The organism is Bowmanella dokdonensis (genome assembly GCF_017254865.1).
In the GTDB taxonomy this organism is placed as follows: domain Bacteria; phylum Pseudomonadota; class Gammaproteobacteria; order Enterobacterales; family Alteromonadaceae; genus Bowmanella; species Bowmanella dokdonensis.
On sequence record NZ_JAFKCV010000007.1, the window covers coordinates 106,812 to 129,552 of the forward strand.

The 22,741-nt window shown below is 55.3% G+C and carries 19 protein-coding genes and 1 pseudogene; 12 read left to right on the forward strand and 8 right to left on the reverse strand.

The features are described from left to right. On the reverse strand, positions 1 to 726 hold the full coding sequence (locus J0A66_RS13395; RefSeq protein WP_206574339.1) for an ABC transporter ATP-binding protein: 726 nt from the start codon (positions 724 to 726) through the stop codon (positions 1 to 3). 490 nt (positions 727 to 1,216) lie between these two features. Next, the gene (locus tag J0A66_RS13400; RefSeq protein WP_206574340.1) at positions 1,217 to 1,384 is read right to left on the reverse strand and encodes a hypothetical protein; all 168 of its coding nucleotides are present in this window, start codon (positions 1,382 to 1,384) and stop codon (positions 1,217 to 1,219) included. Between the two features lie 512 nt (positions 1,385 to 1,896). Here J0A66_RS13400 and J0A66_RS13405 point away from each other — a divergent pair. The 5 genes from J0A66_RS13405 (at position 1,897) to J0A66_RS13425 (ending at position 9,012) form a co-directional block, all read left to right on the forward strand. Continuing rightward, a complete protein-coding gene (locus J0A66_RS13405) occupies positions 1,897 to 3,741 on the forward strand; it encodes a hypothetical protein (protein WP_206574341.1) in 1,845 nt (614 codons plus the stop codon). A gap of 158 nt (positions 3,742 to 3,899) precedes the next feature. Next, complete coding sequence (locus J0A66_RS13410) at positions 3,900 to 4,718, forward strand: TetR/AcrR family transcriptional regulator (protein ID WP_206574342.1); 819 nt, start codon at positions 3,900 to 3,902, stop codon at positions 4,716 to 4,718. Next, the gene (locus J0A66_RS13415; protein WP_206574343.1) at positions 4,715 to 7,045 is read left to right on the forward strand and encodes an efflux RND transporter permease subunit; all 2,331 of its coding nucleotides are present in this window, start codon (positions 4,715 to 4,717) and stop codon (positions 7,043 to 7,045) included. Before J0A66_RS13410 ends, J0A66_RS13415 begins: the two co-directional genes overlap by 4 nt. Beyond that, positions 7,014 to 7,817 (forward strand): outer membrane lipoprotein-sorting protein, encoded by an 804-nt coding sequence (locus tag J0A66_RS13420; RefSeq protein ID WP_206574344.1) that lies wholly within the window; start codon positions 7,014 to 7,016, stop codon positions 7,815 to 7,817. The genes J0A66_RS13415 and J0A66_RS13420 overlap by 32 nt, the downstream gene beginning before the upstream one ends. 10 nt (positions 7,818 to 7,827) lie before the next feature. Further along, on the forward strand, positions 7,828 to 9,012 hold the full coding sequence (locus J0A66_RS13425) for a hypothetical protein (RefSeq protein WP_241264192.1): 1,185 nt from the start codon (positions 7,828 to 7,830) through the stop codon (positions 9,010 to 9,012). A 79-nt stretch (positions 9,013 to 9,091) separates the two neighbouring features. On the opposite strand, the gene J0A66_RS13430 is transcribed toward J0A66_RS13425, so the two are convergent. After that, positions 9,092 to 10,891 carry a lipase maturation factor family protein gene (locus J0A66_RS13430; protein WP_206574345.1) on the reverse strand — a complete coding sequence of 600 codons (1,800 nt, stop codon included), beginning with the start codon at positions 10,889 to 10,891 and terminating at the stop codon, positions 9,092 to 9,094. A 119-nt stretch (positions 10,892 to 11,010) separates the two neighbouring features. Here J0A66_RS13430 and yjjX point away from each other — a divergent pair, with 119 nt between their 5' ends. From yjjX to J0A66_RS13445, 3 genes are all read left to right on the forward strand, one after another. Continuing rightward, on the forward strand, positions 11,011 to 11,556 hold the full coding sequence (gene yjjX, locus J0A66_RS13435) for an inosine/xanthosine triphosphatase (RefSeq protein WP_206574346.1): 546 nt from the start codon (positions 11,011 to 11,013) through the stop codon (positions 11,554 to 11,556). Position 11,557: 1 nt separating this feature from the next. After that, the gene (gene yjjG / locus J0A66_RS13440) at positions 11,558 to 12,241 is read left to right on the forward strand and encodes a pyrimidine 5'-nucleotidase (protein WP_206574347.1); all 684 of its coding nucleotides are present in this window, start codon (positions 11,558 to 11,560) and stop codon (positions 12,239 to 12,241) included. A 221-nt stretch (positions 12,242 to 12,462) separates the two neighbouring features. Continuing rightward, entirely contained in the window at positions 12,463 to 12,999 is a 537-nt protein-coding gene (locus tag J0A66_RS13445) for a PEP-CTERM sorting domain-containing protein (RefSeq protein ID WP_206574348.1), read from the forward strand. 84 nt (positions 13,000 to 13,083) lie between these two features. Here J0A66_RS13445 and katG read toward each other — a convergent pair whose 3' ends face one another. Both katG and J0A66_RS13455 read right to left on the reverse strand, forming a co-directional pair. Beyond that, complete coding sequence (gene katG / locus J0A66_RS13450) at positions 13,084 to 15,264, reverse strand: catalase/peroxidase HPI (protein WP_206574349.1); 2,181 nt, start codon at positions 15,262 to 15,264, stop codon at positions 13,084 to 13,086. A gap of 98 nt (positions 15,265 to 15,362) precedes the next feature. After that, entirely contained in the window at positions 15,363 to 15,983 is a 621-nt protein-coding gene (locus J0A66_RS13455) for a YigZ family protein (protein WP_206574350.1), read from the reverse strand. An 85-nt stretch (positions 15,984 to 16,068) separates the two neighbouring features. On the opposite strand from J0A66_RS13455, the gene J0A66_RS13460 reads away from it, so the two are divergent. Continuing rightward, on the forward strand, positions 16,069 to 16,515 hold the full coding sequence (locus J0A66_RS13460; RefSeq protein WP_206574351.1) for a DUF4156 domain-containing protein: 447 nt from the start codon (positions 16,069 to 16,071) through the stop codon (positions 16,513 to 16,515). Between the two features lie 57 nt (positions 16,516 to 16,572). Further along, positions 16,573 to 17,559: a Vgb family protein gene (locus J0A66_RS13465; protein WP_206574352.1), complete on the forward strand. Its 987-nt coding sequence runs from the start codon at positions 16,573 to 16,575 to the stop codon at positions 17,557 to 17,559. 30 nt (positions 17,560 to 17,589) lie between these two features. On the opposite strand, the gene J0A66_RS13470 is transcribed toward J0A66_RS13465, so the two are convergent. Together J0A66_RS13470 and J0A66_RS13475 are read right to left on the reverse strand one after the other, a co-directional pair. Continuing rightward, positions 17,590 to 17,823, reverse strand: coding sequence for a hypothetical protein (locus J0A66_RS13470; RefSeq protein ID WP_206574353.1), 234 nt, complete (start codon positions 17,821 to 17,823; stop codon positions 17,590 to 17,592). Between the two features lie 350 nt (positions 17,824 to 18,173). Continuing rightward, entirely contained in the window at positions 18,174 to 19,115 is a 942-nt protein-coding gene (locus J0A66_RS13475; RefSeq protein ID WP_206574354.1) for a CHAD domain-containing protein, read from the reverse strand. Positions 19,116 to 19,353: 238 nt separating this feature from the next. Between J0A66_RS13475 and J0A66_RS13480 the strand changes: the two genes are divergently transcribed. Next, positions 19,354 to 20,781, forward strand: coding sequence for a sugar porter family MFS transporter (locus tag J0A66_RS13480; RefSeq protein WP_241264193.1), 1,428 nt, complete (start codon positions 19,354 to 19,356; stop codon positions 20,779 to 20,781). 732 nt (positions 20,782 to 21,513) lie between these two features. Here J0A66_RS13480 and J0A66_RS13485 read toward each other — a convergent pair. Continuing rightward, positions 21,514 to 22,179 (reverse strand): phytanoyl-CoA dioxygenase family protein, encoded by a 666-nt coding sequence (locus J0A66_RS13485; protein ID WP_206574356.1) that lies wholly within the window; start codon positions 22,177 to 22,179, stop codon positions 21,514 to 21,516. Between the two features lie 98 nt (positions 22,180 to 22,277). Here J0A66_RS13485 and J0A66_RS23410 point away from each other — a divergent pair. Then, positions 22,278 to 22,562: pseudogene (locus tag J0A66_RS23410) on the forward strand (IS110 family transposase); the annotation flags it as partial. Between the last annotated feature and the right edge of the window lie 179 nt (positions 22,563 to 22,741).

Sequence of the window (22,741 nt, forward strand, 5' to 3'; positions counted from 1 at the left end):
TTACCATTGAATCTCCTCGGCTTCTTTTACCTGCGGATTTTGTTCAATGTCGCGGATATCACCATCGGCAAAACGGATGATTCTGTGGGCCATGGCTGCGGTGGCCGCCGCGTGCGTGACGATCATCACAGTGGTATCCAGCTTGCGATTAACGTCCTGCAAGACCCGCAACACGGCGCGGCCTGTTTCGCTGTCCAGAGCCCCTGTGGGCTCATCGCAGAAAAGCACCGTGGGTTGCTTGGCAATGGCCCGGGCGATGGCTACGCGCTGTTGTTCACCGCCGGAAAGTTCAGACGGAAAATGATCCAGGCGCTTTCCCAGTCCGACAATGGACAGGGCCTCGGCGGCGTTCATCGGATTCTCGGCGATCTCCGTGACCAGCTCGACATTTTCCCTGGCGGTCAGGCTGGGCATCAGGTTGTAGAACTGGAAAACAAATCCCACATGATGTCGGCGGTAACGGGTCAGGCTGTCTTCGTCCTTGGCCGTGAGGTCCTGGTCGAAGAAATGCACCCGACCTTCGCTGGGCTGGTCCAGTCCACCAAGGATATTCAGCAGGGTGGATTTTCCGCTACCGGAAGGGCCGAGCAGCACCACCAGCTCACCTGCAGGTATTTCCACCGATACGCCGCGCAGGGCGTGCACAGCTGAGGGGCCTTCTCCATATACTTTGGTCAGTCCATGGGTACGAAAGGCAGGTAAACGCTTATCCAAGGGTCTGGACATTAAGATGTGTCTCGGCCGTGAGAACAAAGATTAATTCAAAGCATAACAACTCCCTTCAGGGACGAACATCCCTGTGGTTTGGTTGATTAGCCAAATACCGATGCAGATCAAGGAATACTGTCTGCAGCGCCCGTGAGAAAAAGGCGCGGGGAGATTAGATCAATTTGTTATCCTGGTCGCTGGTACAAAGTTTGCTGCTTTGGCAAGGGGGTTACGTGCTCCAGTCCAGGCCCCAAACAGGGCGATAAGCTTGGCCGTTTCCCCTGTAAAAGGCCCTCGGGCAGCCTTATTTACCCCTATGGCGCTCTTTTATATAGTAATACCAATCGGATTAATCTTTAGCGCCACTAGACCTTCATACGAGCGCCTTGGTATCGAACATTTTGTCTTTCGCTGAATGCACTGAAGATTAATCCGATTGGTATAAGGACACCCAAAGGCCGCTGAAGGTGGTGGCTGACCTTCCATGCCTTTTTTCCCATCGCCGGCTTCAGTTACTGCTGCGAAATACGCTTTGATACTCTGTTTTGCTGCCGGCAACAGCCAGCTTGGGCTGCAGCATATCCATCAGCTTCATGATGGTCTGGTAAGCGTTCTTGTTGGCCTTGCCCTGAGCGGCAATGGGCTCGATACGTTGTTTGCTTCTTTTCACTGACATAATAATTCTCTGATTGGTCCGGACCCGGATTTACCTCATTGACTGCATCATAATCCCATCGATGTCGCCAATAGGTATCGACCCTCTTGTATGGGTATTACACCCTGACAGGTCAGACGAGTGTGTCATTTACCAGCCAAGCCAGGTATGACAAGGCTTTTGCTGGTTCCGCGACGGTTTTTGCAAGAGGCGTCCATCTGGCTCTCAGGCTGTATTACCGACTTCATTGGTGTAAAGCCAAATTCGTGCCATGGCCTTTGGGCGGCTTCACGGCATCCGGAAATTTTTTCAACAAACTGCAGACCTTACCTGTCTTCAGCCTGGATACAACTGGGCTATCCCTTTCATAGTGGCGGGCTCCAGCAGTAAGAGTGGACAGGAAACTTGGTGCAGTTAATGCAGTACCTTTTTTGGAGAGAGTTTGAGTGAGGTAAGGCCGCCGTCTTTTGCAGTACCTGTAGTGGTTTTCGAATCAGGAAAAAGATGTTCGAAAAATACAGTCAGGAGGTGCTATGGAAGTCAACAGCTCCATACAGAACGGGCGCTTGAGCGCAGGTGCCCGTTTTTACGGAAATATCGCTAATCTCACCCGAACCCGCGCTGGCGAGCAGACATCCAGTGCGGTGACCGACAACCTCAGCCTGCCCAGGCCGTCGCAGAATGACGACGTCCGCTCTGCCCGACAGCAGCCCCAAAGCCTGTTACCGCAAGGCCTGCCGAGAAATATACCCGGCGTCGCCGATCAAGGGCAAGACCAACAGTCTGGGACCCGTCAATTGCCAGATGAGCAACCCCCTACCTTGCAACAGCGGCAACTGGACAGCATAGCCAGACAGGAAGCCGGGCAAGCTGAAAGACTGGCCGCTGCCCAGGCCAGTAATCAGACCAGAGTACGGACCGGTCCTGAGCAAAACCAGGCAGGCTCAGCCAATGGTCCGGCTTCGGTACAAATAGATGAGCAGCGCCTTGCCCGGTTGGAGAGAGAGCAGGCGCAGGCTCAGCAGAACCGGACTCAGCCGCCGGCTCGTCAAGCACAACCTGAGCGACCGGTCACTACAGCCGGTGAGCCAAATCCACCCGCAGGTGGCGCGGCCACCAGGGGACTGGAGGCGGATCGACCTGCTTCCGGCAACCTGACCCCGAGTGGCCGGAACGAGCCAGAACAAAGCAGCCTTCGGCAACCCGTGACGCCCGCTCAGCGGGAGGCGTTGCTTGAGGCCGAGCGACTGCAGCAGCAAACCCGTCGCCAGTCCCCCGCAGAGCGGCAACGGGAGAATATACGCCTGGTGCAACGGGAATTTGAGCAGAGCAGAACCCCGCAGCCCCCGGCGCCACGGCAGGACCAGCAACTCCAGCAGGCTGGACAGCGTGAACAGCGTCTTGATACCAGCGTGCAGGAAGTGCTGAACCAAGGGCAAACAAGGCCGCCACAACAGGCGAATGAACCACCTTCACCGCGCCGGAACGCCGGGACATCTGCAGATCCAGCAACAGGATCACCGGCCCGGGCTGACCAGCGACAGGCTGAAGCCACAGCACAAAACAGGAGCCAGGCCGCAGACCCCATTGAGCGGCAGGTAGCCCAGCGCGAGAGGCAACAGCAGCAACAGGCTGAACAAACAGAGCAGCAGGAACGTCGCCGCAATGAAAGGATAGCGGCAGCCACAGAGCAGCGTGAAGAACTGCAACAGCGTCAGGTGCAGCAGACCGAGCGGCGCGAAGACCAGCTCGAATCCAGAATCCGGGAGGAAGTCAGTGAGCGCGAAGCCAGGCAGCAGCGGCTGACCGATAGGGTGGAGCGGCAGGAAGACTTACAGGCTGAACGCCGGATAGCGCAGCGGGAAGAAATTGAAGCACAAAACCAGCAACAGGCCACAGCCAGTGTCCAGAGACGGGAGGCCCGTCAGGAGGACAGGCAGCAACAAGCCACAGCGGACCCGGCTCCGGCCCCTCAAGACGCTCCTGTCGAACAGGCCGAGATTACTGACAATGCCACCGATACAGATGAACCGAGCGGCCCTCCCATTCCTTCTGACAATCCTGTTTCGCCTTTGCTGCGCCAGGCTCTTGCCCAGGCTGAAAGAGAGGAACAACTGGTTCGGGAGCAGTCTGTGGCTGAAGCTCTCCAACAACAACGTGCCTTGGAACGGCAGCAGGAATTGAGACTGATCGCTGAAAGCTTGTTACAACAGGACTTGCTGGAACAACCTCAACCCCAGCAACAGGTGCCCCTGGTGGAGAGATTGGAGGCCATCCGGGAGACCCTGCAACAGGAAGTGGATCAGACCGCACGCACCATGCAAAACACCCAGCCCGCCTCGGCCAGACTGGGAAATTTCATCGACCAGTTGACCTGACATAAGCTCACCTAAGGCTACCCGGTCCCGCATCTTTGATGCGACGGACCGGTGGCTCCTCATCCCCTTTTCAGGCAGAAAGTGCCATTCTCCTGTTGCGCTAAGTAAAATTTCCACTAAAATGACGATTCGTCAACATGACGATTCGTCATTAAATTATGAATATCAGATTCGGATGCAAAAATTCAGGCCCGTCAGACGGTTGCCTGTTCAGGAAGATAAAGACCAAGCGCCAACTGGCCATTGCCGATCGTGAGCAGGAGCTGTTGTCCCTGGCTGAACGGCTTATGGCTGAAGAGGGTTTCAGCGGGCTGACCATGGACAAGCTGGTGGCAGCCTGTTCCTATTCAAAGGGCACGGTGTATAACCACTTTTCCAGCAAGGAAGATCTGCTTTGCGCCCTGTGCATCAAATGTATGGAGACGGAGCTGACCATGTTTTCCCAGGCGTTGACGTTTGAAGGCAACAGCCGCGAGAAGTTGCTGGCGGTCTGCTATGCGTACCGTTTACATGCTGTGCTCAATCCCACCTTGTTCTATTGTGTCCTGACCGCCAAGACCCCTGCCGTATCCGAAAAAGCCAAGCCTGAGCGCCTCCAACGTCAGCAAGAGCTTGAACAACAACTGGCCGACATCTGTAACCACTTGTTTGAACATGCCATGGCGGCAGGAGATCTGCAAAGTCCGCCTGCGGTACCACTGAGTCAACTGAGTTTTGCTGCCTGGGCCATGGCATTTGGCTCCAACGCGCTGTTGCTGGCGGCCGGTACGACACAACTGCTCAAAGAGCTGCAGGCGGAAAATGCGTTACTGTTCAACATTAACCTGTTGCTGGACGGCATGGGCTGGCAGCCCCTGTCCAGAGACTGGGACTATAAGGCAAGCTGGCAGAAAATCGGCCAGGAGGTCTTTAAACAGGAATTATCAACCTTCAGGGAGCAGGGCATGGCCCCGGGTCAACGAGGAAAACACCCATGAAAACCATCTGGCTTAACACCATACTGAATCGGCCCTGGCTGACGATGCTGACCGTCATGCTGGTGATCCTGGCGTCAGCCTTTGGCGCCAAGAATCTGTATTTCCGGGGCGACTACAAAATCTTCTTTGCTCAGGACAATCCGCAATTACAGGCCTACGAGAAAATGCAGACGGTGTTTTCCAAGAATGAAAATGCCAGCATTATCATTGCCCCCGAGTCCGGGCAAGTATTCAATCCCCAGACCCTGCAACTCATCAGTGAAATGACCGAAGCCGCCTGGCAGACCCCTTACTCCACCCGGGTGGACTCCATCGCCAATTTTCAGCATACCCGGGCCGAGGGGGATGATCTGATTGTCGAGGATCTGCTGTTCGATGTGCAGAATATGACGGCAGAGGAAATTGAACAGGCCAGAGAAGTGGCCGTGACGGAGCCCAATCTGGTGGGGCGGATGATCTCGCCCCAGGCTCATGTGGCCATGATCAATATCACGGTGCAGATGCCGGAAGAGGACAAGACCAATAAGGTGATGGAAACGGCAGACTATGTGCAGCAGCTGAGTGCGCAGTTTGCCGAGCGTTATCCGGGCCATGATTTCTACCATACCGGCGTGGTCTTTATGAACAACAGCTTCGCCAGCGAGGCTAAGCACGATGCCGAAACCCTGGTCCCGATAATGTTTCTGGTGATCATTCTGGTGATGTGGGGCCTGCTCAGGAGTTTTACTGCCACCCTGGCGACTTTGCTGGTGATAGTGACCGCCATCGCGGCCACCATGGGCATTTCAGGCTGGCTGGGCATCTTTCTGTCCACGGCGACGGTTAATGTGCCGACTCTGGTCATGACCCTGGCGGTGGCAGACTGCATCCATGTGATCTCGTCCATGTTTTACGGTCTGCGTGAAGGGCGAAGCAAGTCCGAGGCGCTGCACTATGCCATGCGCATCAACCTGATGCCTATTTTCATCACCAGCGCCACCACGGCCATAGGTTTTCTGACTCTGAACTTCTCCGATGTGCCTATCCTGAACGACCTGGGTAATCTGACGGCTATCGGTGTAATGCTTGCGTTCGCGCTGTCGGTGACCCTGCTGCCGGCACTTCTGCTGGTGTTGCCGATGCGGGTGGCCAGTCGCCAGCAGATGAAAAACGGCAGTATGGAAAAGCTTGGTGACTGGGTTATCCGCCATCACAAGCGCCTGCTGCCGATCAGTTTGGTGTTGGTCGTCATCTCTGTGGCCGCAATCTTCAACAACGAAGTCAACGACATCGCCACCGACTATTTCGACAAAACCACTGCATTCAGGCAATCCACCGAGTTCCAGGAAGCCAATCTAAGCGGCATGTCCACTATGGACTTTGCCCTTTATCTGGACGAGCCCACCGCCCTTAACAAGCCACAGAATCTGCAGTTGATTGCAGACTTCAGCACCTGGTTAAGGGAGCAGCCGGAAGTGGACCATGTGGCCAGCATCTCGGATACCTTCAAGCGGTTGAACAAAAATATGCACGGCGACAACCCTGAATACTACCGGCTACCGCAGGAGCGGGAACTGGCAGCCCAGTATTTGTTGCTGTATGAAATGTCGCTGCCCTTCGGCCTGGATCTGAACAACCAGATCAATCTGGATAAATCGGCCACCCGGATCAATGTGACCCTGGAAAACCTGGGCAGCAAACAGATCACAGCCTTTGAGCAGCGTGCACTGGATTGGATCGCCAGCCAGGGCAGACCCGAGGTAGCGGTTGAAGCGGCCAGCCCGTCCTTAATGTTTGGTCACATAGGCGAACGCAATATGTCCAGTATGATCGAAGGTACCCTCATCGCCCTGGTGCTGATCTCCGGACTGCTGGTTTTCGCCCTGCGCTCCTGGCGGATGGGGATGATCAGCCTGCTGCCCAACCTGCTGCCGGCCGCCATAGGTTTTGGCATCTGGGGACTTTACTCCGGGCAGATTAACATGGGGCTATCGGTGGTGCTGAGTATGGCGCTGGGTATCATAGTGGATGATACGGTACATTTTCTGAGCAAATACCGCCTGGCCAGAGGAGAAGGCAAGGACGCGGAACAAGCCGTGCGCTACGCTTTTTCCAGTGTGGGGCGGGCCCTGTGGATCACGACCCTGGTGCTGGTGACCGGATTCTCGGTACTGGCCATGTCGACTTTTGCTCTCAATGCGGACATGGGCCTGCTGACCGGCATCATTATTCTGGTGGCGCTGGCAGTGGACTTCCTGTTCCTGCCGCCTTTCCTGATGGTTTTTGATAAAAAGAGTACTAAAGAGGATAAAGCAGATGAAACGGACAAGAGCTTACAAGGGGCTTAATGCCCTGGTACTTCTGGTGCTGACCAGCCTGGTCATGCCCGCCCTGGCCCAGACTGCAGAAGAAAAGGGTCTGCAAATCGCCCAGGAGCGTAAATCCCGGGACGAAGGCTGGGGTGACTCCCAGGCCGAGGCCAGCATGATCCTGCGTACTGCAGACAGACAGGAGATCGAACGTAAAATGCGTCTGCTAAGTCTGGAAATGGAAAACGACGGTGACAAGGGCCTGACCATTTTCGACCAGCCGGCCGACGTCAAAGGGACGGCCTTCCTAAATTATTCCCATGCCATCGAGCCGGATGAGCAGTGGATGTACCTGCCGGCCCTTAAACGGGTCAAACGTATTGCCTCGCGCAGCAAATCCGGCCCCTTCATGGGCAGCGAGTTTGCCTTCGAGGATCTGAGCTCCTTCGAAGTGGAGAAGTATCAGTATCGGTATCTGCGTGATGAGAAGCTCAGCGGCATGGATACCTTTGTGGTGGAGCAGACTCCGGCCTATGAGCACTCGGGTTATACCAAGCTGCTGGTGTGGATAGACAAGCAGCACTACCGGGCTCACAAGATTGAATTTTACGACCGCAAGGACAGTTTGCTGAAAACCCTGACCATGCACGACTACCAGCAGTATCTGGACAAGTACTGGCGGCCCATGAAGCTGTCCATGGTTAATCACCAGACAGGTAAGAGTACCGATTTGATTACGCACGCGTTAAGCTTCCGTACCGGACTTACCGAAGATGACTTTAGCCAGGCCAGTCTGAAACGCGCCAGGTAAAGGAGGAACCTTGAGAAAGACGATTCTGGCCATGGGGATCCTGGCCAGCTTTGCCTCGGCGGCAGAGATACAGACCTATCTGAAGACAGCGCTGGAGCAACGCTTCTACTTTCAGGACGCAGCCTATGCCCAGCAGGAGAACAGTGATATTTCCCTGTTTGTGGAGCCTGAAATTTATTACAGCTTTAATGAGGGGGCTGACAGCGTCAATTTTAAGCCCTTTTTCCGTTACGACAGCCGCGACGACGAGCGCACCCATGCGGATATCCGCGAACTGAACTGGCTGCACGTGGGCGATGAATGGGAACTCAAAGCCGGTATCAGCAAAGTCTTCTGGGGTCAGACCGAGTCACAGCATCTGGTGGATGTGATCAACCAGACCGACTTTGTCGAGGCCATCGACGGTGAGGAAAAGCTCGGCCAGCCCATGGTGCAGTTATCCCTGCAAAAGGACTGGGGCACGGTGAGCCTGTTTGCCTTACCCTATTTTCGTGAGCGCACCTTTGCCGGCCTGGACGGGCGTTTTCGCGGCCCTCTGCGTATCGACACCGACAATCCCATCTACGAATCACAGGACGAGCAACAGAATCTGGATTGGGCGCTGCGTTACATGCACTATTTCGGCGATGTGGAAATAGGCTTGTCTTACTTCGACGGCACCAACCGGGAGCCGGGCTTTGTGCCCGATATGGACGGCACTGAACCTGTGCTCAGGCCCTATTACGGCCAGATGCAACAGACCGGCCTGGATATGCTGGCCGTGGTCGGCGCCACATTGTACAAGCTGGAAGCCATTCACCGGGAAACTGACCGTGAGGAATTTTATGCCCTGACTGCGGGTTTTGAGTATACCAGTATCGGAGTGCTCAACTCAGTGTATGACATTGGCTGGCTGATGGAATACCAGTATGACGAAAGGGACGAACAGGCCACCAGCCTGGGCCAGAACGACCTGATGGTCGGCAGCCGTATCGTGTTTAACGATATCGACGGTACCGAGGTGCTCATCGCCTTTATCCAGGATTTGGACAACAGCAGCAGCCGCTCCGGCTATATCGAAGCCTCCAGCCGCATCAACAACAACTGGAAATGGCGGGTGGACGGTTGGTTCTTCAGCTCCGACCAGCCCACCGAACCCACCTATCTGCTGCGACGTGACGACTACGTGCAGCTCAGCCTGGAATATTATTTTTAGTGACAGGTGACAGGTGACAGGTGACAGGTGACAGGTGACACTGATTACTCGTCACTCGTCACTCGTCACTCGTCACTGGCTACTTCCCGACCTCTGATACGCTGATTTCAAAATAAGATGCAGGGAAGTAAACCCCTGCTTCCCGCCGTTTCCACCAGCGTCCGGAGTCTGCTTTTTCCGCAAAATCGGTAAATTCATAAATAAACAGACGGGCGCGGACAAACTGTGGTCGCCGTTCGGCAAAGGGGTTGTGCTTGAATAAGCCCAGTGCGTCCTGATTATTAAACAGCAGACTGATCATCAGGGTACGGAACCAGGCAGGGGGCGGCTGGCCTTCCAGCGCGGCAAACCAGAGCTGCCAGTCCAGTCTGGGTTGATGGGGCAGGATCCAGTCCGGGGGAGAGGCCGGGTCGCCAGGCTTGGCGGGCAGGGGGTAAGGCCGCCATTCCCGGCCGTCATGGGACCCTTCAATGATGATTTCAATTCTTTGCCTGGTCACAACGGCAAACAAGCCATAGGCATTGACCACCCGCCAGGGCGCTGCCAAATCCTGCAGGGAATAGACCCAGGTAGGGGGCTGCCGGCTGATGCTGCTCCAGCATTGGAGCAATCCCAATATCAGCAGCAGGCAGCTGAACACGGCCAGTCCCTGTCGGCGCCAACGTCGTGCGGACAGGCGTTCATGGCCGATAAACGACGGCATCCACCAGCGCAGGGCCCGATCGTCAAACAGGAACAGGCACAGCACCAGCGACAGCAGGTTGAAGAAGTTGTAGTTACCGGTAGCCAGGATTGCCGCCTGGAACAGCATAAACAACACGGCGGCGGCCTTTCTTGGCTTGCGCGGCAGGAAGAACAGCCAGGGCAGGAGGAGTTCCAGGCTCAGTACCATCAGCGTCATGGCCTGCAAACACCAGTCAGGCAACTGGTGGGCATACCAGGCAAAGCTGGTGGGCAGCGGTTGGGTCTGGAAATAAAACTCCAGGGCAGTCAGTCCGCCCCAGGCAGGGTCGCCACTTTGCAGTTTGGCCAGACCGGAGAAGAAGACAAAGCGAAACAGTAAAAAGCGATACAACCAGACAACCGGCAGATTGCCCTTGCCGAGGAAAATGGCCAGAAAGCCGGCTTCGAGTAGCAGCAGGTCCCACTGGTAGAGCATAAAATCCTGTCCGGCATGCACCAGTGACAGGTAAGCCAGGTACAGCAGTATCAGACTGAGCCGGGCCAGACAGTTGAACAGCAGCAACAGGCTGACCAGCATACCCCCCAGGCATAGCCAGCGGATGGTGCTATCCGAGGCGTCCCACCAGAACAGCATGGGCAATCGCCAGTATGCCGAGCCGCCCAGTTGCTGGCGGACCTGGTCCATAAACTCCGTTAGCGGTAACAGTCCGTTGCTGCCAATCAGTCCCTGGCTCTGGCTGAAAAAGGACAAAAATGCACAAAAATACACCAGGGCCAGTAAACGCAGGAACAGCCAACTGACCTTCTGGTACTGATCCCGGTGCAGGCTTTCCCCCCACAGGAGTTTCTGCCCGGTATAGGCCGCCCCTCTGTGCCTGGCAACCCAGTCGTAAATCCCCTCGCTGAGGGGGGCAAAGCCCGGGATGTTGTTGTACAGCCACCACCAACCACCTTTGCCGGGAATGCGCTTTTGTACCTGAAAGGCCGCTGCCGCGCCCTGATAGCGCTGACCCTGTTCGTCGAAGAATTGGATATGATTGCGAAACTGCGCTTCGTTCAGTTCAGGAAAGTCGCAGGCCACCTCCTGATATGGCCGGAAACGGATCAGATCACCGGTTTCATGGGCCCAGTACCGCACCCAACTGCGGCAGAAGCGGCAATCGCCATCATAAACGAGCAAAGATTGTTGTTTCATAACCACACTATAGCCAAGCTTTTGAAAGCAGGGCTAATTTGCCATAAAGTCCAGACTCGCAAGCAGTCCCTGCCGGCCTGTGGCAAAATAGGCGGCTGATATCAACAGGACAGGAAATCATGCAGCACAGCCACTCACTGCAATTGCTGGTGGGCTCCACCAATCCGGTCAAGATCAACGCAGCCAGCGAGACGTTCCAGGCCCTGTTCCCCGACACCGGGATTATCTGCCAGGGAGTCTCGGCCCCCTCAGGGGTGGCCGGGCAACCCATGAGTGAAGCCGAAACCCGCACAGGGGCCATTAACCGCGTGCGCTATTGCCAACAGCACCGGCAGGCCGATTTTTACCTGGCCATGGAAGGGGGCGTGGATCTGTTTGAGCATGGCCCGTCGACGTTCGCCTATGTGGTCATCGCCAACAGTCAGCGACAGTCAGTGGGACGAAGCGCCAACCTGCCCCTGCCAGCTCCTGTCTGGCAGGCTCTGCAGCAAGGCGAAGAGCTGGGGCAGGTGATGGACAGGTTGTTTAATACCCGCAATATCAAGCAGCAGGGCGGCGCCATCGGGCTGCTGACCAATGGTCGCGAGAGCCGTGAAAGTGCCTACCGGCAGGCCCTCACCCTGGCCATGGCGCCTTTTTTATATCCCGAACTTTACGAGGAATGACATGCAGTACCAATGGATCCTGTTCGATGCTGACGAGACCCTGTTTGACTTCGATGCGTTTAATGGACTGAAACTGGCCTTTGACCAGTTCGAACTGGAGTTTGCCGAGCAGGATTTTGACTTGTTTCTTGAAGTCAGCCTGCCGTTATGGCGTGACTACCAGGACGGGCGTATCAGCTCTACCGAATTACAGCGCCGGCGTTTTTTGCATTGGGCTGACAAACATGGCCTGGATGCCGAACACATTAACAGCCAGTTTATCCTGTCTATGGCGCACAGCAGCAAGCTGCTCCCCGGCGCTGCAGAATTGCTGGATACCCTGTCCGGCAGGGCTACCCTGGGCATTATCACCAACGGTTTTACCCAGATGCAGCAGATCAGGCTGGACAATAATAAAGTGAGTCATCACTTTACCCATCTGGTTATCTCAGAACAGGTGGGGGTGGCCAAGCCACACCCTGGCATTTTTGAGCATACCTTCCAATTGCTGGGCAATCCGCCCCGCGAACAGATCCTGATGGTGGGAGACAACGTTCATGCCGATGTGCTGGGCGGCATCAATGCCGGTATCCATACCTGTTGGCTGAATCATCATGGCCAGCCCAGGCCTGAGGGCATTGAGCCACACCATGAAGTGAAGGATCTGTATGAGCTCAATAACTTGCTGACCAGACTCTGCCGTTAGTCATATTGCAGGGATAGATTATTTTGGTGGTTTTATTCAGCCACGTCAGAAAGCTTTACAAAAGCATAAGTCTTAAATTAATGATTCAACATAAGTTACTGATAATAAGGTAAAATAAGTTTTGGCTCATCTTTTGCTTTGAGAGCTTTATCTTGAAAAAAACCTCAGTTTTTCAAGCCGTTCAATAGTAACTATTACACTTTTTGTTGGAGATATAGGTGATGAAGTCTAGTTATTTCAGAATAGCGCTGGCCGGTCTGCTTCTTTCGATTGCGGGTATGGCGAATGCCACTTTGATAGTCGGTAATTCCTATCTGGACGGCGAGGGTGTCGCCTGGGAATATGTCGGTTCATTCCAGGTCAGCGATGGACCAAACTGGAGCTCCACAGTAGAACTGTTTAACGGCCTGGAAGCAGCAGAAGAGGTATTTGGTGCCCTTGCCGATAACATGCGTTACGCAATCAGTACCCTTGACACCGGATTTGTAAACCATATGGCCAATTATGATGGTTACGGCCAGGCCAATCATGTACTGCCGGAAGATATCGTTACCGATATCAATGGAGACGGCTTCTACAACTGGGCAGGCAATGGCCTGGGGGACTGGTCTGCTTATATCATGGATCATAGTAACAATAATGTGAACTATGTATTCAAAGCCGCAGTGGCAGTTGCCCAGGTGTCCGAACCTTCTGCATTGGCTGTCATTGCCCTGGGTCTTATGGGTTTTGCCGCCAGCCGGGCAAGAAAGAAATAAGCCCATTGCACCAGACAAGAAAGCGCCGGTATCACCCGGCGCTTTTTTACTTGGGTTGCCTGATCGATACCTCTGTGTGTTCCGCTATCTGTGCCGATCAAATCTGTCCAGGTTCATCACCTTATCCCAGGCAGCGATAAAGTCACGGACGAATTTTTCCCTGGCATCGTCCTGGGCATAGACCTCACAAATTGCCCGTAACTGGGAGTTGGAGCCAAAGGCCAGATCCACCCGGCTGGCGGTCCATTTGGTTTCACCGCTATCGCGGTCGGTGCCGTTATACAGGTGCTTATTGTTTTCTTGCACCTTCCAGGCGGTACTCATATCCAGCAGATTGACAAAAAAGTCATTGGTGAGCTGGCCCACCCTATGGGTAAATACCCCATGCTGCTGACCCCCATGATTAGCCCCCAGCACCCGTAAACCGCCCAACAGCACCGTCATCTGCGGCGCTGACAGGGTCAGCAGTTGCGACCTGTCGATAAGCAGTTCTTCCACCGGCATCAGTTGTTCGGCCTGTACATAATTACGAAATCCGTCGGCTTTGGGCTCCAGGGGCTCAAAAGACTCGGCATCGGTTTGTTCCTGACTGGCATCCATACGGCCGGGACTGAAAGGGACGGTGACCTTATGGCCCGCGTCCTTGGCGGCTTTCTCCACCGCCGCGCAGCCACCCAGTACAATCAGGTCGGCCAGGGAAATTTTCTTGCCGCCGGACTGAGCCTGGTTGAATGTCTTTTGCAGCGCTTCCAGTTTGCCCAGCACCCTGGCCAGCTTGTCCGGTTCATTGACCTGCCAGTCTTTTTGCGGGGCCAGACGGATGCGGGCACCGTTGGCGCCGCCGCGTTTGTCGCTGCCACGAAAAGTCGAAGCAGACGCCCAGGCGGTACTGACCAGCTCAGAGACCGATAAGTCCGAATCGAGAATCTGTTTCTTCAGTTCGGTAATATCCTGCTCGCTGACCAGCTTATGATCGACCGCAGGAATGGGATCCTGCCAGATTAGATCTTCCTGGGGCACTTCAGGACCCAGGTAGCGGACTTTAGGACCCATATCCCGGTGGGTCAGCTTAAACCAGGCACGGGCAAAGGCATCGGCAAATTCCGCCGGGTTCTGGTGAAAGCGCCGGGAAATCTTCTCATAGTCAGGATCCACCTTCAGGGCCAGGTCCGTGGTGAGCATAATGGTACTGACTTTTTTGCTGCCGTCATGGGCATCGGGGGCTTGCTTGTCGGCCGGGGCATCTTTCGGCACCCACTGCCAGGCCCCCGCCGGGCTTTTGGTCAGCTCATACTCATAGTTAAACAGCATGTCGAAGTAACCCATGCTCCACTTTGTCGGGGTGGGCGTCCAGGCGCCTTCCAGGCCACTGGTGATGGTATGCCCGCCTTTGCCGCTTGCATGCTTGCTGGTCCAGCCCAGGCCCTGTTCGGCAATATCAGCCCCTTCCGGCTCCGGACCTACTAAAGAGGCATCTCCGGCGCCGTGGCATTTGCCGAATGTATGGCCGCCGGCAATCAGTGCCACGGTTTCCTCGTCATTCATGGCCATACGGGCAAAGGTCTCGCGAATGTCCACTGCGGCTTTGGCCGGGTCCGGCTCACCGTTGGGGCCTTCGGGATTCACATAGATGAGGCCCATTTGCACCGCGGCCAGGGGATTCTCCAGGGCCCGGCCTTCGCTGTAGCGCTTATCGCCCAGCCATTCCTCTTCGGTGCCCCAGTAAATATCCTTACCCGGCTCCCAGGTGTCTTCCCGGCCGCCGCCAAAGCCAAAGGTTTTAAAGCCCATGGACTCCAGGGCACAGTTGCCGGTGAGGATCATCAGGTCGGCCCAGGACAGGCTGTTGCCGTATTTCCGCTTCACCGGCCAAAGCAGCCGCCTGGCCTTGTCCAGGTTGGCGTTATCCGGCCAGCTGTTCAGCGGCGCGAAGCGCTGGGCGCCGGTGGACGAACCGCCGCGACCATCCGCCACCCGGTATGTGCCGGCACTGTGCCAGGCCATACGGATCATAAATGGCCCGTAGTGGCCGTAATCCGCCGGCCACCAGTTCTGGGAGTCGGTGAGCACGGCAATAATGTCCTCTTTGACGGTATCCAGATCCAGTTTCTGGAAGGCTTCGGCGTAGTTGAAATCATCACCCAGTGGGTTGGACGCCGGCGGATGCTGATGGAGGATGTCCAGGTTGAGCTGGTTCGGCCACCAGTCCCGGTTGGTTCTGCCACGATGGCCGTGCATGACAGGACATTGTTTTTCATTCTCCATGGGATCTCCTTTTGATAAACACAGACAGGGTTTCTTCGACACCTGAGTATAGAAAATCTGCAGGATTTACCCTTAATACGCGACCCTGGGGTAGGAGATCAATAGGGGGTTGGGTCTGGCAATTGTATCTGAATGGTCCCGGCGCTCTGATTAGTCAGCATCTGTATGCAGGCTTGTTGATCATTCTGGGCAATGTTCAGCCGGACACTGACTTGCTGGCCGTAGTCTATCTGTTCGTTGTCCGTATCGAACTGGCCAAGGATATGCCGTACCTGGGATTCAAGGGCATAATCAAATGTCAGCATCAGGGCCGAGCGGGGCACCCGCAGACGGGTGGGCAGATCCTTGAGTGCCCCGGTTACCGCATCGGAATAGGCCCGTTGCAGGCCGCCGGTACCCAGTTTGATACCGCCGAAATAGCGCACCACCGCCACAGCGATTTCCCCCAGCCCTGAATGCAGCAGTACGTTGAGCATGGGCCGGCCGGCAGTGCCGCTGGGCTCACCATCGTCGCTCATGGACATGACAGTGGTGTCAGGGGCCCCGGCGATATAGGCCCAGCACACATGGGCGGCCTGGGGGTGCTGGCGGCGCAAGTCCCGGATAAAATCCTCAGCCTGAGGCCTGCTTTGAGCCTGCCCGACAAAACAGATAAAGCGGCTGCGCTTGATATCAAACTCGTATTGATGAGATCCGGCGGGAATCGGATAAGTGGACATAGTATAGGTTGTTGAATCTGCCTGGCATTGATTATGCCATACTCGAATGGTGAGAATACCCATTGCATCCACAAGGAGCCATTTGATGAGACGGAAAACACGTTGGCCGATCAGCGGTGCAGTGCTGGCCGTGGTGCTGTCTGCCTGCTCAACCACCTCCCATGTGATGCTGGGACAGGCGCGGACCCCTGTGCCGGTAGAACAGGTGGTGCTGTATCGGAGTCCACCGCAACACTATGCTGAAATTGCCCTGATCAAATCCTCCAGCCGGCATTCCTGGACGGTGACGGAGCAGGGGAAGCTGAATAAGGCCATCGAGCGGATGAAGGCCGAGGCCGCTGCCTTAGGGGCCAATGGTCTGTTACTGCAAAGCACCCAGGATGAAGTCTCGGGGTCCCTCGGCTCGGGCTCGTCCGGTGTCAGCGGCAATGTGGGAATCGGCATCGGTTTGTCCGTGCCCATTACCAATATTGCCACTACCGCCCTGGCCATTCATGTGCATCCCGCCGACGAAGAACATCCGCCACAATGACCGCGGCTATACTGTGCAGTGCGTTGATTCCAATAGCTTCAACATGGAGGATGAACCATGAAACTTTCCCTGCTGGTTAGTATTTGTCTGAGCTGCCTGCTATTGCTCCCGCCGACCTTGGCGGCATCAACACCGGTGGCCAAGATTCAGGAGTGGCAGGTACCCTGGCCTGACAGCCGCCCAAGAGACCCCTATGTGGCAGGCCCGGATAGGATCTGGTTTGTCGGCCAGAAGGGCGATTATGTGGCCAGCTTCAAGCCTTCAGACGAAGACTTTAAGCGCTATGATCTTGCGCCCGGCACAGGGCCCCATAACCTGATAGTGGATAAGCGGGGTGTCTGGTATGCGGGTAACCAGGCCGCCCATATCGGCCTGCTGGAGCCGGATACGGGTAATATCGACAAGTTCACCCTGCCGGGCGAAGGCCGTCGCGACGTGCATACCCTGCACTTCGACAGCAAGGGCAATATCTGGTTTACCGTGCAATGGGGAAACCAAGTGGGCTATTTTGACGCCAACAGCAAGACCTTCAGGACGTATGAGGTGGCCACCGACAGTGCCAGGCCCTACGGCATCATCGTGCATCAGGACCAGCCCTGGATTGCCTACTTCGCCAGCAACAAACTGGCCACCATCAAAAATGACCAACTGGTGGAGCTCCCTCTTCCGCGCAAGCAGACCCTGCCACGCCGCCTTGCCGTTACGCCGGATAACAATATCTGGTATGTGGATTACGGGGCAGGGTATCTGGGCAGGGTTAACCCGGATTCAGGGGCGGTGAAGGAATGGCGCACCCCGGCGGCGCAGAATTCCCGGCCCTATGCCATGGCCTCCGACAGCAAGGGCTGGCTGTGGCTGGTGGAAACCGGTGTACAGCCCAACCGACTGGTGGGCTTTAACTCCCAAACTGAAACCTTTTCCGAGCCGGTGCCCATCCCAAGCGGCGGCGGCGCCATCAGGCATATGGTTTACGATGCCGACAGCCACAGCCTGTGGTTTGGCACTGATGCCAATACCCTGGGGCAGGCCAGGCTGAATAACTGACAGTCAGGGAATGGCCGTCTTGAGTGCGGCCTAATCCCGATGCTTATGCTCTTCTTCCTGCTTCATCAGCACGAAGGTCAGATACATCTTGGTGGGCAGGGAGAGGATCATGCCGATGGCCACACAGGCCGCACTGATCACAATGCCTTTGACCCCCAGCGCCGTGACGTGCTCGCTGAAATGCAGATAAACCCCCAGTAGGATCAACGAGATGCCGATAGTCATCAGGATCTTCAGTAGTCTTATCAGGCTGGTATCGGTCATACGCTTTACCCTGGGGCCGGAACGCTGGTAACAGTCTAACCTGCATGGCGTGGCCGGCATTTGATTTCTATCAACCCTGGCTGTTTATACCAATCGGATTAATCTTTAGTGCATTCAGAGCTGCCCAGGAAGGATTAGTTCAAGGCGCGGCTTCGAAGACATAGTGGTGCTATGTCGAGAAGTCGAAACGCAGAAATAATCCTTCCTGGGCGCTCGCTGTGGGCGAAGTCAAAATGCCCGCTACCTGTGTTGCTCGCATTCGATTTAGCGCCACTAGACCTTCATACGAGCGCCTTGGTATCGAACATTTTGTCTTTCGCTGAATGCACTAAAGATTAATCCGATTGGTATTACGCCTGGGCATCGAAAGGGGAGGGCTGGTGAAGCTCGGCGTCTTCCTCCTGCCAGGCCTGCCAATAGGCCGAGTAGCACTTTGCTGTTTGCCGGGCATTCAGCACAAAAACCTTGCGGCCCAGATTAAAAGCCCGACTGCGCAAAGCGGCGCGACGGCGGTCAATCATGCCAAACAGCAGTTGCAGGTCGGCAAACTGGCCAAACTCATGGGGGGAGGCCAGTATTGTGCCCCGCAGTACGGCCAAATCGTGCTCTTCCCCCAGGGAGTCGGACAACTGATGAACCTGTTCGGCCAGCGGTGCCAGTACCGGCGCCCAGCAAGGGGTCAGCAGACGCAAGTGATACCAGTGATACTTGCACCTTTTGCGCCACTGGTGAAAATTTTCCGTGCTGGGGCTGGCATGGGCCTTGGCCATGGCCTTGAGTCCCCGCTGGTAGGTTTTGGCAAGGCCGCCGCTCAAGGCTTTGGAGCCGGCTTGTTTCAGTTGCCAGTCACCGATTTCCTTGGCGGCTCTTTCGATACGCTTTTTAAATTTGGCCAGTTTGCTTTGGATGCCACGCTTATCTTTGCTCAGACGCTCGCGCCTGTTCAGTAAAACCTGCTTAACCGACGCGAAAGCAGGTCCCTTCAGTTGATTATCAAAGGCCTCCATCAACTTATCAAAGGTGTCGATAACCGACTGGGCATCCCGGAGGGGGGAAAGCAGGCGGGGCGCATCGCGAAATGCTTGGTTGGCTTGCTGATACTGCTCGAACTGCGGCCTGACCAGCCGCACCAGGCCGCGGATCTTCTTGCAGCGTTTACGTACCTGATGGACCTTGTCATGGTGGCTTAATGCCTCGTCAGACAAGTCAGCAAAGATCTTTTCTGTCTGCGCCTTTGCTATGCGTTTGATGCCATCTTCTACCGGCTCATCCACTTTCAGTTCGAATCCCATAGTCCCCCCTGCTTAGTCAATAAGGGTAGACCAGAGTTAAAGGCTAGGTCGTCTGTTGTGCCTGAACCACCACTTACGGGTTATGAATACGATTGCGGCTGGTTAACGAAATGTTATCCGTGCATTATGATTCTTCACTTGACCGCCATTGCCCGGCACAACTGATTGTATGCTGGGGCGCTTGGTCTGGGCGAAAACGTTCATGCCTGACAATAACAACAACAGAGGAATTTGCAGCTTGGAAAATCATCACCCCACCCCCTCCCATGACAGTGAGGCAGAGAACCGCCTGTTTATTGTCTTTATCAGCATTATCGCCACTATCGGCGGCTTCTTGTTCGGTTTTGACAGTGGCGTCATCAACGGCACGGTGGACGGCTTGCAGGCCGCCTTTAACTCCGAAAGCATTGGCACCGGCTTTAATGTGTCCAGCATGCTGCTGGGCTGCGCTATTGGCGCATTTTTCGCCGGACGTTTGGCTGACTGGTACGGCCGTCGTGCGGTGCTGCGGGTCGCGGCGGTGTTTTTTATTGTCAGCGCCTGGGGCTCGGGTATTGCCGGCTCGTCACTGGAGTTTGTGATCTACCGGGTGCTGGGCGGTTTGGCCGTGGGCGCCGCGTCGGTGATGGCGCCGGCTTATATCAGTGAAGTGGCCCCGGCCCGTTACCGGGGCATGCTGACCACAGTGCAGCAGATCGCCATAATCAGCGGGCTGTTTATCGCCTTTGTCAGCAACTATTCGCTGGCGGCCACCGCAGGCGCCTCCACCAACGCGCTGTGGATGGGCTATGAGGCCTGGCGCTGGATGTTCTGGATAGAGCTGATCCCGGCGCTTCTGTTTCTGCTGATGCTGCTGTTTATTCCCGAAAGCCCGCGCTTTTTGGTGGTCAAAGGCTACCGGGAACGGGCCTCTGTAGTGTTGACACGCCTGTACGGCGGCGGCATTGCGGTGCGTAAGGTGGAGGAAATTGAGCTGTCCCTGGCCAGCGATCATCACCGTCCCCGTTTTCGTGACTTGATCGACAAGCAAAGCGGCAAGGTGCGCAAAATCGTCTGGGTGGGCATAGGCCTGGCCACCTTCCAGCAACTGGTGGGTATCAATGTGGTGTTTTATTACGGCGCGGTACTGTGGCAAGCGGTGGGCTTTTCCGAATCCGATGCCTTGCTGATCAATGTAATCAGCGGCGGCCTGAGTATCGCCGCCTGTGTGATCACCCTGATGGTCATCGACAAAATCGGCCGCAAGCCCCTGCTTAAATGGGGTTCGGTGGGCATGTTCGTGACCCTGAGCCTGATGGTGGTGGCCTTCTCCAATGCCGGTCAGGATGCCTCCGGTCGCCTGATCATGGGTGACTGGGGCCCCCTGGCGCTGATTGCCGCCAATGCCTATGTGTTTTTCTTTAATATGTCCTGGGGTCCGGTGATGTGGGTGATGCTGGGGGAGATGTTTCCCAATCAGATCCGCGGCTCAGGGCTGGCGGTCAGCGGCCTGGCCCAGTGGGGCAGCAACTTTCTGATTACCATGACCTTCCCCATGCTGCTGGCCGGTATCGGCCTGGCCGGCGCCTATGGTCTCTATGCGCTTGGCGCGCTGCTGTCCATCTGGTTTGTGGTGAAGATGGTGCATGAAACCAAAGGCACGGAACTGGAGGATATGCAGGGGTGAAGCGAAACGAATGTCCGGTGGACATTCGCAGTTCGCTGAACGACATTCATGGATGAATGGCTGGACCCATGCCCCAGGGATGGGTGACACAGATCTGCCTCAACAAGAGATCTACGCGAGGACAGAGGACGTCCGAGCTGGGTGACATTCATCATGGACGTATATTAGACCAACCTGATATTAGCGCTGCACAGTTCCCAAAGATGACTATAGCTCTGGCAGAGTCGGCTTTAGCCGACTTTGTTTTTTGGTCGAAGACAAATAAAGAAGCAAAAAGGCAGCGCCGGATTGGCCTTCGCAGACACGCCGTAAACCCTTTTATTGCAGGCTTCCTGCCTTCATAAAAGCCCAGGTCGGGCTTCCTCTGCCCTTCCGTAAAAGGCTAAACGAGCTGTGCGCTCGCGCTCGTTTCGATACGCCTTTTACCCCTGTACGCTCTTCGTCGAAGTCCCTTTCTCCGAAGGTCAGCGAAGGCCAACCCGGCGCTGCCTCCCACCCATTTCTCTATCTGTCAGTAACGGGTTTCCAGTCAGACCGCCTGCTGAGGCAGACGGCAGTTGAAACTTTGCCGCTGGGTGAGAGATATTCGATCTTTATGACACTTATGGGGCAGCTATGAGCGAGTTTCGGTCTTTACTGAGACCAGGTGTGGCCGTCTGCTTCAGACAAGGAGCGGACATTAAACAGTCAAATGATGCGGACCCTAAGAACCGCATATTAATTTTACATGTTTTACGCCCACGTTACCCCCTGCGGTAACTCATAGCTAATGTATTCGAGGTGTATTACCCGCCTCTGTGACGGATTTGCCGCCTTACTCGATGAATGCAGTATATGTGGCCGCATCACCAAAGCAGAACCCGCCTTAGCTTCGCAACTCACTGGACTATGATCTATGACATACTGCTGTATTTCAGATTGTCTGAGTAAACCAAGATCATGACTCTTGGGAAAAATCTTTAGACACCCATTTTCAATTGAAGCGTCATCAAGATGGATGCGAATAGTGACCATCTGATTAAGTACAGAAAGGGGCGGTTGCACGTGATCTGTATTGTCTTTGACACTCCATGGCCCCCAGCCAGATTGCTCAAATCTTTTGGATACAGCCACGGTTCTATCTTGGTGCCATGTAACCAACCAGTTACTCTCTTCGGTTTTATTGAATAAGATTGCGCGAACCAATTTGGGTGTTCCGGTTAAATAACTCCCCACTTTGCGTAACAAGCTATCAGATAACGCAAGAGCACCAATGGAAGAAAATTTCTTCTCGGCATTACGAATACCACCTACCTTCGAAGGAAAGCTAACGGACGAAAACTCTTCACGAAAAGACTGTACCTCTCCTTCTGACAGGAGATCATTAATTAACTCAAATCCATTCTCAAGAACTGGCACAATACTTAATCCTTGGCCGACATGTAACGAATGATATGGACTCCCCCTTTCCCGGGGCTCTGCCAAGCTTATGTGGCAACCTATGAGGAGAACCGTCCATGTCAGATTTCAACTATTTCTATGGCATTGATTTGGCCAAACTGAGTTTCAGTATCCACGGCGAAGACCGCCATGGCAAGCCGCTTATCCACAAGACTGTGACCCGCGCCAAGGTGTTAAAGGAAATGGCCAATCTGCCTGCGGGCCTGGTGGGATTGGAAGCCTGCAGTGCCGCTCATTACTGGGCCAGGGAATTGGAGAAGCTCGGTCACAAGATGGGGATTATGGCGGCCAAGTACGTCACACCCTATCGCACCGGGGCCAAGAATGACCTGAATGATGCCAGTACTCATGGGGTCAGATCTTGCACCGTGCAGAATGGCCGTAACCATCGTACTCATGGGGTCAGATCTTGCACCGTGCAGAATGGCCGTAACTGCCACAAACCAACCCTTCCAATAAGTCCTCTAAAGACGACTCTCCCTGGGGCAGGCCGAAGTCTGGCCAGGGTGCTGGTGCATTT